Source organism: Staphylococcus debuckii, from assembly GCF_003718735.1.
Classification (GTDB): Bacteria; Bacillota; Bacilli; order Staphylococcales; family Staphylococcaceae; genus Staphylococcus; species Staphylococcus debuckii.
The window spans coordinates 274292-289600 of record NZ_CP033460.1; the positions used below are offsets into that span (position 1 = coordinate 274292).

A 15309-nucleotide genomic window follows, 5' to 3' on the forward strand; every position below is an offset into this window, starting at 1 on the left:
TTGGTGAACGCAAATCACCAATCCTGTTGTTTTACTTTTTCGGAGGTATAAAGACTTCTGCTTCACTACTTTCAGGATAATAATATCCATTCGGCACCGTCTGCAACTCAATCAAACTGCCCCAAGGCGTTTTAACGTAAACTGTCTGATTACCATCTGTATCTTCATATTTAGTATTGAAATGCGGTTCTGAAATCGGTTGGCCGCCCGCTTCAATCACTTGTGCTAAGGCTCTGTCGAAATTATCTACGTAAAAGGAAATGTGGGTAAAGCCGATATCTTGAAGCGTTTCCGCAGAACGTTGCTCTGCATTTGCAAACTCAAACATTTCAATATTCGGACCATGACCGAAGACCATCATGCGCTTTTTAATAATCTTAGCGCCAGATTCCATTCCTAAATAACGTTCTACATTCTCACCGCCGCGAGGTGCTTCCATTTCTGTTTGACTATCATAGGCGATTTTGCCGTCCAAGCCTTTTTTAAAAAAATGAGTTGCGGCTTCGATATCAGGCACAGTCAATCCGATATGGTTAATGCCTCTTGTAATATCCATATATCCTTCACTTCTTTCTTTAAATAGAGGTTATATTAATAATATTAACCATAATAATAGAGTTTTATGCTTCTTTAAAAGTTAAAAGACTTCTACCGCAAAATAATTTGGAGAATGATATGATATGAGTAAGCGATTATTTTACGAGGGGATAGAATAATGAAAAAAGTATCAATTAAAGACGTAGCGCATGAGGCAGGCGTTTCTGTGACTACGGTATCCCATATTTTAAATCATAATGAACAGCGTTTCTCTAAAGAAACGATTACTAAAGTGCTGAATGCTAAAGAAGCGCTCGGCTATTTTCCCAATAAAAATGCTCAGCAATTAAGAGGCAGCAAAATTAAATTGATAGGTGTGCTCCTTCCGAGTTTAACCAATCCATTTTTCTCAACAATTATGCAAAGTATGGCTCAAAATAAACCTGAGGACGTGGATTTATTCTTTTTAACTACCACTGGAAAGGAATTAGAAAGTAACATCAAACAACTGGTGGAGCGAGGGATGGACGGACTCATCATTGGGCGTTTAATTGAACACCCAGAGTCTTTGGATACGTATTTGAAGAAGCGGAGTGTGCCCTATGTGGTGTTGGATCAGAGCGAAGACCACGGATTTACAGATATTATTCGTACGGATGAAGAAGCGGGCGGACAACTGGCAGCAGAGCATCTGATCCAATTAGGACATCATAGTCTTGCAATTGTTGCACCTCATCAGATGATGGCTAATATGAAAGACAGAGTGCAGGGATTTATGACATATTGTCGAGATTATCAGCTTTCTGAACCGCTCTTCATTCAAACTGAATTATCTAAAGCGGGCGGAGCATCTATTGTTCCCGCAATTCTAGAAAGTGGTGCTACAGCAGTCTTTGCTATTAATGACGAGATGGCTATCGGGATGATGCGAGGATTAGCGGATAGAGGATTGTCCGTTCCTGAAGATTTTTCAATAGTAGGATATGATGACATTGATTTTGCACGCTACATGATTCCTTCACTTACGACGGTAGCGCAGCCTATGGAGGACATCGGAGCGCTAGCGCTAACGCTGATTATGAAAAAAATTCAAAACCCTGATTCAAATCCTGAAAAAGTTGAACTGCCCAATAAGCTGGTGATACGAGAAACGACAAGTCAGCTTAATTAAATATGAACAGAAAAAAGACCTTAAAGTTGAGATAACAATTTTTAAGGTCTTTATTTTTTATAATCAGCGCTATTTGAATATGACAAAAAATTTACATTGAGATGAAAGCGTATACAGATTTAACTAAAAGTGCTATTATTTAGTAAAACGTTTTACTAAGTCTGAAATTTACGAAATAAATATAAAAATAGAGGTGTAAATTATGAATATGGTAGCACTATTAATTGGCTTAGGGCCTTTGCTAGGTTGGGGTTTATTTCCAACAATCGCATCGAAATTCGGCGGTAAACCTGTTAACCAAATTATAGGAACCACGGTTGGTACTTTAATTTTTGCAAGTGTCTTTTACGCATTTACGGCTAGAGACTTTCCGACTGGAATGGATTTGTTCTTTGCAATTTTGTCAGGAGCAGGTTGGAGTTTCGGTCAAATCTTAACCTTTAAAGCATTTGAATACATCGGTTCATCACGTGCGATGCCGGTGACAACCGCCTTTCAATTATTAGGGGCATCACTTTGGGGTGTATTCGCGCTTGGCAACTGGCCGGGTGTGACGAATAAAATTATCGGTTTTATTGCGTTAATTGTCATTTTAATCGGTGCACGTATGACTGTCTGGAGTGAGAAATCCGAAGCAACTGACAGCGGCAACTTACGCAAAGCGGTGATTATCTTATTGATTGGTGAAATCGGTTATTGGTTATATTCAGCGGCACCACAAGCGACAGATATCGGCGGTAAAAATGCCTTCTTACCGCAAGCTATCGGTATGTTGCTAGTAGCTGTGATTTATGGTTTGATGAATGTGAAAAAAGATAATCCATTTACCAATAAAATTACTTGGCTGCAAATTATTTCAGGCTTCTTCTTCGCCTTTGCCGCATTGACTTACTTAATTTCTGCACAACCTAATATGAATGGTTTAGCAACAGGCTTTATCCTGTCACAAACTTCTGTTGTATTAGCAACCTTAACAGGTATTTATTTCTTGAACCAACGCAAGACTTCTAAAGAAATGGTCATTACTGTGGTTGGTTTAATCCTTATTCTCGCAGCCGCAACAGTAACAGTCTTTATTAAATAATTAAGGGAGAGAAAGAAAATGAAGAAAACACCTTTACTTAATAGTCAGGTTTCTCAAGCAGTAGCGACAATAGGTCATTTCGATTTATTAACGATTAATGATGCAGGCATGCCGATTCCAAATGATGAACGTCGTATTGATTTGGCAGTAACTAAAGAATTGCCGCGTTTTATTGATGTCCTAGAAACAGTGTTGACTGAAATGGAAATTCAGAAGATATATCTAGCGGAAGAGATTAAAATGTATAATCCAGAACAATTAAAGGCAATTAAAGAATTGATTGATGAGGATGTCGAGATTGAGTTCATTCCACATTCACAAATGAAGGAATATTTAAGACATCCATTAAACAAAGGGAACATACGTACAGGAGAAATCACACCGTTTTCTAATATTATTTTGGAATCTAATGTGACATTTTAACGAGAGGAGAAATTGTTTATGGCAAACAAAGTTGTAATTTTGGGGTCAACAAATGTTGATCAATTCTTAACTGTAGAACGTTATGCGAAACCTGGGGAAACGTTGCATGTGGAAAAAGGACAACAATCATACGGCGGCGGTAAAGGTGCTAATCAAGCAATTGCGACAGCGCGTATGAATGCTGATACAACGTTTATTTCTAAAGTCGGTAAAGATGGTTTGGCAGAATTTATGTTTGCTGATTTTAAAGAAGCGGGCATGAATATTAATTACATTTTAGAATCTGAAACAGAGGATACAGGGCAAGCATTTATTACAGTTGATGCAGAAGGCAGTAATACAATTTATGTATATGGCGGTGCGAATATGGCGATTACGCCTGAAGATGTGGATAAAGCCGCTTCAGAAATTAAACATGCAGATTATATCGTTGCACAATTAGAAGTGCCGGTTCCTGCTATTATCCAAGCCTTTAAAATTGCGAGAGCAGCAGGTGTGACAACGATATTAAATCCTGCGCCGGCTGAAACATTACCAGAAGAATTATTAGGACTGATTGATGTCATTATCCCTAATGAATTTGAAGCTGAAAACTTATCTGGCATCCCAGTGACAGATGAAAAGTCTATGGCACAAAATGCAGACTATTTCTTAGGGTTAGGTATCAAAGTTGTGGTTATTACTTTAGGAGAACAAGGAACATATTATGCCGTAGAAGGCGATTCAGGTCTTGTACAAGCTTATACAGTACAAGCAGTAGATACGACAGCAGCAGGCGATACCTTTATCGGTGCCTTTGTCAGCCGTTTCGATGTGGATACTATGAACTTAGTTGAAACAATTGATTATGCCAATAAAGCAGCTTCGCTTACTGTTCAGAAACCTGGTGCGCAAGCTTCTATACCATTAGCAAATGAAGTAGATGAAATTTAAAAAGCGAACCGCTTAACAGCAGTCCGCTACTTTAACTCTATCTATCTCACATATTCGAATATTCCAGCTGCACCCATACCTGCTCCGATACACATGGACACCATGCCATATTTTGTATCGGGGCGTTTTTTCATTTCTGAGAGTAAGCGTGCAGTTAATATGGCACCGGTTGCGCCTAAAGGGTGACCTAAGGAAATTGCGCCGCCATTCACATTGGTAATATCTGTATTAAGTTTGACTTCTCTAATAGAAGCTACAGTTTGAGAGGCAAAGGCTTCATTTAACTCAATTAAGTCGATATCATCAATGGACAGGTCAGTCAGTGATAACACTTCTGGTATTGCATATGCAGGACCGATACCCATAACTTTAGGATCCACACCGACTGCTTTAAATCCTACAAAGCGTGCAATAGGAGTGACACCTAGCTCCTTGACTTTATCTCCAGACATCAGTACCACAAATCCAGTGCCATCTGAAAGAGGAGCAGAAGTCCCAGCAGTCACTGTGCCGTCTCTCTTAAACACGGTTGGTAAAGTGGCTAAGATTTCTTCACTCGTTTCTGGACGAATGAATTCATCTTGAGAGAAGGTTTCTTGTCCGACTTTCGGCCCTTTCTCAGTATATTCGACAGTATTGACTTCAATTGGGATAATTTCATCTTCGAACTTGCCGTCAGCTTGTGCTTGGGCTGCACGTTGATGACTTTGTACTGCATATTGATCTTGTTCATTACGTGAAACGTTGTATTGGTCGGCTACATTTTCAGCTGTCAGTCCCATAGGGTAAGACACCCCGGCGTCTTCTTCTTGCAATGTAGGGTTATTCGTTGGCTCATTGCCGCCCATGGGTACAGCTCCCATAAATTCAATGCCGCCAGCGACTAAGACATCGCCTTGACCGGCTATAATTTCATTGGCCGCAGTCGCAATAGTTTGTAACCCGGAAGAGCAGTAACGATTAACAGTTTGGCCGGGTACACTATCAGGCAAGCCTGCACGCAAAGCAATCGTACGTGCGGTATTCATACCTTGTAATCCTTCGGGAAAGGCAGTGCCGACAATGACATCTTCAACCATTTCAGGTTTAAAGTTGCCGTCTACACGTTCTAATACACCTTTCAAGACTTTCGCCGCTACATCATCTGGTCTTTCATGGACAAATGCGCCGTTTTTGGCTTTGGCTACTGCTGAACGTCCATAAGCTACAATATATGCTTCTCGCATGCTCATCATCCTCTCTCTTTATCTTTTCGCAATCAGTTGCGTAATGGTTTGCCTGTTTCCAGCATGTGACTAATACGTTCGTAGGTCTTTTTCGTTTTCAGCAACTCTATAAAGTTTTCTTTTTCCAAAGTTTGAATGTAGCGCTGGTTAACGAAAGTATTGCGCGGCAAGTTTCCGCCTGCTAGGACGGTGGCGATACGCAATGCGATGTTGTAATCGTGCTCGCTGATAAAGTGTCCTTTGACTTGTGCGTCTAACTGGCCTTCTGCGTTGGCTCTGAAATCTTCACCGAGTGCAATGTATTGCTGTTTAGGTGTTGGAATGTAGTTGGTATCTGCTTCGAATTGGGCGCGTTTTAGTGCGATTTCGATACGTTTTTCTTTGTTGAAAATAATAGTGTCAGTGTCTCTTAAGTAGCCGTAGCGTTTGGCTTCGTAGGCATTAGTAGAGACTTTCGCAAATCCGATATTCATCAATACTTTAGACATGCTGGCTTGTTTATCGTCTGCTTTATGAGAGGTACGCAAGATGCGATCGGCCATTTCAGCTAAGCCGCCTCCGCTAGGCAGTAATCCTACGCCGGCTTCAACTAATCCGATATAAGTCTCACTCGCAGCCACAACGAATGGAGAGTACAGAACGAGTTCGCAACCTCCGCCGAGCGCACGTCCATGAACTGCAGTCACGACTGGTTTCAAACTGTATTTTAAGCGGTTGAAGCTGTAATGTAATTTCTCGATCGCATGGGCGATAGTTTCATCTACTACATTCTCTTCATAGGCTTTCTTCATTTGATATAAGTTGGCTCCAACACTGAAGTTATTGCCGTCTGCGTAAATGACCATACTGGAGAAATCTTGATTTTCCAGCATATCAATCGCTTCTACTAAATCATCATTGAAATCGTCTGTAATCACATTGTTCTTACTTTGCAATTTCAGTAACAATTGATTGCCGTTTGCGATAGATAATTTAGAATCTCGATTATCCCAGATTTCTTCGTCTACGAAATCAGAAACGGGTGTGACATTTTCAATCGTTTCTCCTTCTTCATAGAAGCTGCCGTTTACTTCATTTAACCAGTCCGGCAAGTCTCCGAGTTCATCTTCCATACGCGCTTTAACACGGTCGAAGCCCATTAAGTCCCATAGTTGGAAAGGCCCGAGTTTCCAGTTGAAGCCCCAGACGATGGCACGGTCGATATCTCTGAAATCATCAGCAGCTTTTGGAATGTTTTTAGCTGAATAATAAAAGTTATTACGCAATGTTTCCCATAAGAATTTGCCAGCTTTATCATCAGTGTTGAAGATAATATCTAAATTATGTTTCAAGTCTTTAGTAAATTCTGCCAGGATCGGTAATTGAGGCGGCTCGACAGGAATATAATCGCCGGTTTCTGGATCATAAACCAGACGTTGTTTCTTCTCTTTATCTTTTTTATAGAAACCTTGTTTTGTCTTGCGACCTAAAGCGCCTGCTTCAAACAGTTGATTCGGCAGTTGCGCATCTTGGAAAAAAGGTGCTTCATCTGGATCTTGCTGCAAACCTCTGATAACCGAAACAGCAATATCTAAACCGACTAAATCTGTCAGTGCATAAGTTCCGGTTTTAGGTCGTCCGATGGCTTTACCTGTCAACGCATCTACTTCCGGAATCGAGAAGCCTTGTTGTTCTGCACGATACATGACATCATTCATAGAATGGGTACCGATGCGATTGGCTACGAAACCAGGAACATCATGTGCAATCACGACACCTTTTCCTAAGATGTTAGTTGCGAAATCGCTGACTTCTTCAACTGCCTCTGGATCTGTTTCTGGGGTAGGTATCACTTCAACTAATTTCATGATGCGCGGCGGGTTGAAGAAATGAAGCCCGAAGAAACGTGCTTTATCTGCTGAATCAAATGACTTTGCGATAGCATTGATAGGAATACCTGAAGTGTTTGTCGCAAAGAGGGCATCTGCTTTCGCATGCTTTGTGACAGCTTGCCACACCTGGTGTTTGATATCTAAGTCTTCTTTCACGGCTTCGATATATAAATCCGCATCATCATTTTCTAAATCCTCATGGAAATTACCATAAGATAGGTTGTCCGCTAAATCTAAATCGAAGAGTAGGGGACGTTTCTTATCTGTAATGATTTCATAAGCTTTTTTCGAAATTTTATTAGGACTGTTTTCATCTATTACGATGTCTAAAAGTTTGACTTTTAAACCTGCATTGACCAACATTGCCGCCAATTGAGCGCCCATTGTACCAGCGCCTAAGACGGTTACTTTTCTGATTGTCATAATCATTCCTCCCGTTGAGTAAGCTATTTATCATTGATTTCAGTATTAAACAAAAGCAGATTCTCCAGTGAGTGCACGACCGATGACGAGGGCGTTGATTTCATGTGTACCTTCATACGTATAGACAGCCTCTGCATCTGAGAAGAAACGTGCAATGTCGTATTCACCTGCTAAGATACCGTTACCTCCTGTGATACCGCGTCCCATCGCAGCCGATTCACGATATCTTAAAGCGTTCATCATTTTCGCTGCAGAAGTTGCGACTTCATCATACTCGCCATGTTCTTGCATACGTGCTAAAGCGGCACAGGTAGACATCGCTTGAGCTAAATTGCCTTGAATCATCGCCAGTTTTTCTTGCACTAACTGGTAGTGGCTGATAGATTTACCGAATTGTTTACGTTGTTTCACATAATCTAAAGTGGCGCGTAAAGTTCCGGCTATGCCTCCTGTAGCCATGTAGGCCACTCCGGCACGTGTAGAGTAGAGGATTTTCGCAATATCTTTAAAGCTGTTGATGTTTTGCAAGCGCTCCTCTTCACTGACTTCTACGTTTTTGAATGTGATAAGTGCATTCGGTACAATGCGTAAGGCGATTTTATCTTGCAACACTTCAATATCAACGCCTTCTTGTTCAGGGCGTATGACAAAGCAATGAGGTTTGCCGGTTTCTTTATTTACCGCAAAGACCGGCATGACATCTGCGACATTAGCGCCGCCGATCCACTTTTTAGAACCATTAATAATCCACTTATCGCCTTTCTTTTCAGCTACCGTTTCAAGCCCGCCTGCGACATCTGAACCATGATCAGGTTCTGTCAATGCGAAACAAGTACGTAACTCATGCGATTGTAATTTCGGGACGTATTTAGCGACTTGTTCTTTACTGCCTCCGAATAAGAAAGCGTTGTGTCCTAAGCCTTGATGCACCCCGAGTAAAGTAATGAGTGAAACATCAAAACGTCCGATAGTATAAGATAAAAAGAATTGAAAGAGCTGGCTCGGTGTCTTGGCACCTTCGCGTCCTTCGAAAAGTAATGGGTTAGTGAAGTACTGCAGCTTGCCCATTTCTTCGAAGAATCCTTCCGGGATGGTCGCATCAGCCCAATGTCGATTAATATCTTTACGGAATTTACTTTCTAACACATCATCTAATTGCTTGAGTACCTTTATTTCTCCCTCTGTTAACCCCTTAGAAATATTCATAATGTCTTCTGGATACAATTCTTTTAACACTTCTTCTTTGTGGCTCATAGTAAAATCCCCCTTATTTTGAAAAGCAGTAAGCATTTATCTATTGGTGTAAACGCTTACATATACTTCTAAAAATTTTTACTGATTCGCTTCTAAATGCTTTTGTGCTTTTTCATTCATGATTTCAGTGATTCTTAATTTATCGGGTTTCTGCGTCGTATTTAAAGGCATAGTTTCTACCGGTTCATACATCTTCGGTACTTTGTAACCTGCTAAATATTCACGCATATGTGCATCGAGTTTCTCTGCGTAATCTGGATCGTCTTCGCGTAAAATAACTGCAGCTCCGATAGATTCTCCAAATTTCGGGTCATTGTAGCCAACTACTACGCAACGGTCGACAAGCGGGTGCTTCGCTAAAGCTGTTTCTACTTCAGAAGGAATAACATTTTCGCCGCCTGTAATAATCATTTCTTTTTTACGGTCAATGATGTAAAGGTCGCCGTCTTCATCCTTCTTCGCTAAATCGCCAGTTAAGAGATAGCCGTCTTGTAAGATTTCAGCTGTTTCGTCGGGTCGATTCCAATAACCTGGTGTGATATTACGCGCTTTAATGGCAAGCTCGCCGATTTCATCTGTACCTAAGTCATTGTGATCCTCATCTAAGATACGGGCATCTACAAACATGACAGCTTTGCCAATACTCATAGGTTTAGCTTGTGCATTATCAGGTGTATTAACCACGACGAGCGGTGCTTCGGTTAAGCCGTAACCATTGATGATATTAATGCCATATTTCTTGAACGCTTCTTGGATACTCGGAAGTGGGTGAGAACCGCCTTGAATGACATATTTGATAGCTTTGAAATCTTCAGGATTGAAGTTGTCTTGGCGAATCGTGCTGTAAAACATCGTAGGAATCATGATGAGGAAATCTGGATGGTATTTGGCAATTAATTGATTCATCGCTTCGCCTTCAAAATAGCGTTGTAAGATTAACGTTGCACCGGCCATCATTGAAGGAAGCACAGTATCGTTAAAGCCAAGTACGTGGAACATCGGAGTTCCGATGATAGTAGTATAGTCTGAGTTGAGTCGATATGTGAGTTGAATGTTAGCGCCATTATTCATAAAGGATTCATAAGAGAACATGACGCCTTTTGGTGTGCCTGTAGTACCGCTTGTATAAATTAATGCAGCAATATCGTCAGGTTCCACAGAGACTGATTGGAACGGACGGTAATGTTTCGGATTCGTCATATCGTTATAGGCTTTCGAATCGATATCCATATGCAACAGTTCTGGATCCACCAGTGTAAGTGAACTTAAATGCTTTTCAGCGTAAAAGAGTAATTTCAATCCAGAATCTTCTACGATGCCAGCAATTTCTTTCGGGTTGAGTCGCCAGTTCATCGGTAAGAAGATAATGCCTGTTTTGAAGGAAGCGGCCATTAAATCAATAACCGCTACATCATTTGGTGCAAAGATACCGACGACGTCACCTCGTTTGATACCTTGGTCTGTAAGATAGTTCGCTAAATTCTCAGCACGGATATTTAAATCTTGGTACGTCCATTCTGTGCCTTTGAACGGGTCAATCACTGCGGGTTTCTGTTCATCAAAATCTGATCTTGTTTTAATCCAATCGAAATTCATAAGTATACCCCCTTATCTATTTACATACTTCAATGAATTGATTGTGCTAATAATCCCCATTGTTCTTGATACATCGTGTGGTCCATCGTTTTCAAATCCTCTGCTATCAAAGGTTTGAAGCCCATTTGATCGAGTACATCTTTTTCTAAATTAAGACCAGGTGCTATTTCTATGATAGTTAAGCCTGCATCTCGTAATTCAAAGACGGCTCGATCAGTTACGATAAAGACTTCTTGATTCAGAGTTTTAGCATAGGAAGCATTAAAATCGATGTTGTTGACTTCCGGTATGAACTTTTGAGTGGTACCTTCTTTAACAACTTCTAACTGACCCTCTTTAATGTTTAGTTGACTTCTAGCAACTAAACTTCCGGAAAAAATAATGCGCTGAACAGATTGGCTGATGTCGATAAATCCTCCGCAACCATTCATCCGATTGCCGAAGTAAGAAACATTTACATTGCCATGCTGGTCAATTTCCGCAAAACTGAGATAGGCGACGGAAATACCGCCATTATAAATGAAATCCCATGTTAGATCATGTCGCATACGAACATCGTAATTAGCATTCATTCCAAAGCGTTTGCCGCTGCCGATAAATCCTCCGAATATACCGATATCTTGCACAGGTTGCACTTGATGCTCGACATTTTCTTCGTGTAATAAATTCGATAATTCATTGTTAATGCCGAATCCAATGCTGATAGTATCTCCTTGATTTAAAAATTGGGCTGCTCTGCGTAAAATAATTTTTCTGGTGTTGAATGGAAGAGGCGCATCTAGACGTTCAGTCGTGCGTTCTTCTCCGGAAAAAATAGGATGATAGTGTGTCTGAATAAGTTGTCTGTGATGTTTGGAATCTCCGGCAACATAAACATAATCAACGAGTGCGCCAGGTATAAAGACATCATCAGGGTTTAAATGTTGTGAATCTATAATGGCTTTAACCTGAACGACAACAGTACCACGGGTGGACTTTGCGTTAAGCGCAATGCTGTAACCTTCACCCAAATGTGCTTCTTGAGTCATATAAATATTGCCTTGTCGGTCTGCATAAGTGCCACGTAATAATGCAACATTGACTGGAGGCAGTTGGTAATGCAAATAATCTTCGCCTTCAATGTCTAAGAAGGAGACAAGCTGCTCAGTCGTCTTGGTATTAGTGCGTCCACCTTTGTAGCGTGGATCAATAGTGGTGTTTAATCCAATCTTAGTAATCACCCCAGGTAAGATTGAATTAGTTTGACGGTAATGTGTAGCGATGACTCCCTGTGGTAAGAAGTAAGCTTCAATCTCATTATTCGTGATAGCTTGAGCTGTTTTAGGTGAGGCTGTCATAATACTCATGATGATACGTGAAAGCATTCCCCGTTCTACGAAATCATCTAATTCCGGCTCCATCCCCATACTGCTGATGTCATTGGCATTGATAAAAGTCAGTCCCTTTGGAGAACTGGTTTCATCATAAGTTTCCAAGACATTACGCAATATTTCAGCTGGTAAGTTTGAGACTGTCAAAGCTGATACAGCAACGACATCCCCATCTTTGATAAGGCGCTTTAAATCTTCCCATTGTATTTCTTTCATAAAAAGACCCCTTTTCTTTTTATTTAAGAACCCCCTTTATCGAGAATGTAAACCCTTACAAAAAATATAACACATGAACAAAAATTGTAAAAATAAAAAGACATTCAATTCAGAAAATTGTTTTAATTCATCTCTGAAACGATTGAAAATACAGGTGATTACGGTGTGCACATTAAAAAATACAATAACATGTTTTCTGTTCGCTACTAATATACAATTTTATTATTTGTATATTAGTAGTGCTAAGATACTATCTTAATGCGTTTTTACTATTTTTATTTTTTACAAACTTTACAGTAAGTTAAAGTATTATTAAATTTTGTAATATACTGTGATATAATTTGGGGAAAATGGGTGAGGTGCTGAACGTGAAAAAGTGGATTAAGGTGCTTTTACCACTGTTCATTATCTATAAAATCAGAGATTATTTTTTAAAATTAGAGCGTCAAAAGTTTGAGGAAATTGATATAGAATCTGATGAAGATAGATATAGTGATGAAGACGAAGAAATAACAGGGCAGAATTTTTAGTTAAAGGGGGTCATCTAAATTGTTGAAAGAATTAAAGTATAAACTCACAAAAAGTTTTGAAGTGCACGATGTTTATATGGGGGGAGAATCAATCATCTTTACATGTCGCTTTGAAAACTTTATTAATTTTAATACTAAAAAATTAGAAATCACGGTAAATAATAAAGCTATTCCATTCGAAGTTACTTCTCAAAAAAATAATGAGATTGTGATTATGTTTAAGACTCAAGAAGTTATTCATAACACAGATGTACGAAATATTACTTTTTCTTTAAATGATAAGCAGTTATGGGTTACAGCTGCGCCTCATCTTAAGCGTATTTATCAAGTGGGTCATCATTTATACCAAATTAGTATTTCGAAGTCGGTTTCCATAAAGCCATACAACACGGGACATATGGTAATGGATGAAGCAATCAATATCTCGCTTGCGCCAGATGACAATGAGACCTTGGCGATTGAAAGTGAGCAACCTATTGAGGGATTATTACTGATTAATCAGACGCGGATGAAAACGTTGGATATTAAAGAAGGCAAAATTAATTACGCTTATATACAAGATAAGATTAAGAAAGAATCCTTTTTAATTTATGCAATTAGGGATACGTACATCTATCCTGTAAATATCAATACACCCGTAAGTGTTTCCTATTATTTCATGAATTATCGATGGTGGGATAACACGGTAAATATTACCCGAGACTATTATAAAGTCGACAGAATCGATGTCAGTCAATTCATTGATGATGATACCATTAATTTAACATTTCAAACTTCAGAGGCATCGGGACAAGATGACTCAATCAGCGTCGGCGTAACAGATTCGGACTATTCTAATGTTATTTTACTGCCGACTTTTACGTCATTGCATAAAGTTTCTGTGAAAATTCCTATTTCGCTCTTACAGACACCTAAACGTAAAAAAATATTTATTCGTATTAAAGATAAAACCTATTTATTGAGAGGAAAAATGAAGAAATTCTCAGGCTACCGTAAGCTGGCTTCTGAAATTTATCAACTGACATTATTTGAGCACTACGGTGTCACAATTGCACATAAGAAACCTAAAATTAAAATGGGTGTAAATGCCGTTGGAGAAAACCAACTTAATATTTATTTCCAACCGCATGAAGTTTATCGCCATTGTGATTATTATTTAACATTTGAAGAAAGAGAATCAAGCCAGCAATATCAAATTCCAATCCAAAAAGGCGAACAGGATATAATGCTTGATTATGCAGCGCTCAATCAATTGCTGACTAAAAAGAAATCCATTATTGATGTATTCGTGACTATATATGATGGTGATCAGTTAGTAAGAAAAGATAAAATTAAATACAAAGAAGGTATTTATAAAAAAGACAGTGTGTATACGTTGAAGAAATATAAACAAGGTAATCAAACTACATTCTTTATGTTGACGTTAACACCGTTTAAAAATATTAAATTTGAAACCTTTGAATTAAGTGATACGCAAATACAAATATTGAACGACAATAATGTTAAAAAGAATAACATTTGGATGATCGGCGAACGTACGGATACTGCTCAAGAAAGCGGCATTCAGTTCTTTGAATGGCTTCAAAACCACGCAGATGCTGAAGTTTATTATGTGATAGATGGAGACTCCGAAGATTATCAAGACATTAAAGATAAGAAAAACATCTTACGCTTTGGTTCGGATGAGCATTTGAAGATTGCAGCCCAAGCGAAAGTGTTAATGAGCACACACGACGTTGAAAATATTATGCCTTATAAAGCAGCACCAGACTTCTGGGGCTATGAAGATACAATTAAAATCTTCTTGCAACATGGTGTGCTAGGTAGAAAAAATGTAGAATATCACAAGAAATATTATGATGATCCGTTCGATTTATTCAATGTTTCTAGTGGCTATGAAAAATACGATATCGTCGTTGATGAGATGGGTTATAAACCGGAGGAAATTGCTGTAACAGGACTCGCACGCTTTGACCGGTTGCCGCTTGAACCTAAAAAGCAACTGAAAAAAGTCTTAATCATGCCGACTTGGCGTGACTGGTTGAACAGTAATGAAGCATTCGAAAAGAGCGAATATTTATCGCGCTATCTCAGCTTGGTCAACAGTGAAAAATTAAAAGCGTTAAGCGAAACATATGATTTAGAAATCAATTTCTATCCGCATTATCGTGCGCAGCAATTCTTCCAAGAGTACTTGGCAGACGCTGAATTATCACATGTGAACTTTATTGAGCTAGGCAAAAAATCTGTACAAGATTTGTTGATTGAACATGATCTGTTGATTACCGACTATAGTACGGTAAGTACCGATTTCAATTATATGAATAAACCAGTTATATTTTACCATTTTGACGTGAATCAATTTTTCCGTAAAGGCATCTTAAGACCGATAGATCAAACGTTTATCGGAGATATCGTCTATTCTGAAAATGAACTGGTTTCCAAAATCTCAGATAAAATTAATAGCCAGAAACCAGCACATTATGATCGCAGTTTGATATTTGATCACATTGATCATCAAAATAGCCAACGTATTTATGATGAAATATGCGCTAAATTAGAAAAAGAATAAATGACTAGAGTTTGTGAACCATGTGGGAGCGAAACGTTGGAATCTGTTATCCAGATTTCTATATCGCTCCCACTTTAAATCTTGAACTAAAGAAAGATGGAGT

General features: G+C 39.1%; 12 protein-coding genes. 6 read left to right on the top strand and 6 right to left on the bottom strand.

The genetic code is table 11. From position 1 onward, the window contains the following. Positions 1-31: 31 nt before the first annotated feature. A complete protein-coding gene (locus CNQ82_RS01320; protein ID WP_123143731.1) occupies positions 32-556 on the bottom strand; it encodes a VOC family protein in 525 nt (174 codons plus the stop codon). Positions 557-715: 159 nt separating this feature from the next. Here CNQ82_RS01320 and rbsR point away from each other — a divergent pair, with 159 nt between their 5' ends. The 4 genes from rbsR (at position 716) to rbsK (ending at position 4148) form a co-directional block, all read left to right on the top strand. After that, positions 716-1708, top strand: coding sequence for a ribose utilization transcriptional repressor RbsR (rbsR, locus tag CNQ82_RS01325; protein ID WP_123143732.1), 993 nt, complete (start codon positions 716-718; stop codon positions 1706-1708). 202 nt (positions 1709-1910) lie between these two features. Continuing rightward, positions 1911-2792, top strand: a complete 882-nt coding sequence (gene rbsU, locus CNQ82_RS01330; protein ID WP_123143733.1) for a ribose/proton symporter RbsU — start codon at positions 1911-1913, stop codon at positions 2790-2792. An 18-nt stretch (positions 2793-2810) separates the two neighbouring features. Then, positions 2811-3215 carry a D-ribose pyranase gene (rbsD, locus tag CNQ82_RS01335; protein ID WP_123143734.1) on the top strand — a complete coding sequence of 135 codons (405 nt, stop codon included), beginning with the start codon at positions 2811-2813 and terminating at the stop codon, positions 3213-3215. Between the two features lie 18 nt (positions 3216-3233). Next, positions 3234-4148, top strand: coding sequence for a ribokinase (gene rbsK / locus CNQ82_RS01340; protein ID WP_123143735.1), 915 nt, complete (start codon positions 3234-3236; stop codon positions 4146-4148). 41 nt (positions 4149-4189) lie between these two features. Here rbsK and CNQ82_RS01345 read toward each other — a convergent pair whose 3' ends face one another. The 5 genes from CNQ82_RS01345 to fadX all read right to left on the bottom strand — a co-directional run bounded on the left by CNQ82_RS01345 (position 4190) and on the right by fadX (position 12104). Next, positions 4190-5374 (bottom strand): thiolase family protein, encoded by a 1185-nt coding sequence (locus tag CNQ82_RS01345; protein WP_123143736.1) that lies wholly within the window; start codon positions 5372-5374, stop codon positions 4190-4192. A gap of 32 nt (positions 5375-5406) precedes the next feature. Beyond that, a complete protein-coding gene (gene fadB / locus CNQ82_RS01350; protein WP_123143737.1) occupies positions 5407-7668 on the bottom strand; it encodes a 3-hydroxyacyl-CoA dehydrogenase/crotonase FadB in 2262 nt (753 codons plus the stop codon). 45 nt (positions 7669-7713) lie between these two features. Next, positions 7714-8922 (bottom strand): acyl-CoA dehydrogenase FadE, encoded by a 1209-nt coding sequence (gene fadE, locus CNQ82_RS01355; RefSeq protein ID WP_123143738.1) that lies wholly within the window; start codon positions 8920-8922, stop codon positions 7714-7716. 78 nt (positions 8923-9000) lie between these two features. After that, positions 9001-10518 (bottom strand): long-chain-fatty-acid--CoA ligase FadD, encoded by a 1518-nt coding sequence (fadD, locus tag CNQ82_RS01360; RefSeq protein WP_123143739.1) that lies wholly within the window; start codon positions 10516-10518, stop codon positions 9001-9003. 29 nt (positions 10519-10547) lie between these two features. Continuing rightward, entirely contained in the window at positions 10548-12104 is a 1557-nt protein-coding gene (fadX, locus tag CNQ82_RS01365; protein ID WP_123143740.1) for a fatty acid degradation protein FadX, read from the bottom strand. Positions 12105-12472: 368 nt separating this feature from the next. On the opposite strand from fadX, the gene CNQ82_RS01370 reads away from it, so the two are divergent. Next, complete coding sequence (locus tag CNQ82_RS01370) at positions 12473-12634, top strand: hypothetical protein (protein ID WP_164711922.1); 162 nt, start codon at positions 12473-12475, stop codon at positions 12632-12634. A 19-nt stretch (positions 12635-12653) separates the two neighbouring features. Further along, a complete protein-coding gene (locus CNQ82_RS01375) occupies positions 12654-15206 on the top strand; it encodes a CDP-glycerol glycerophosphotransferase family protein (protein WP_240624899.1) in 2553 nt (850 codons plus the stop codon). Positions 15207-15309: the final 103 nt, after the last annotated feature.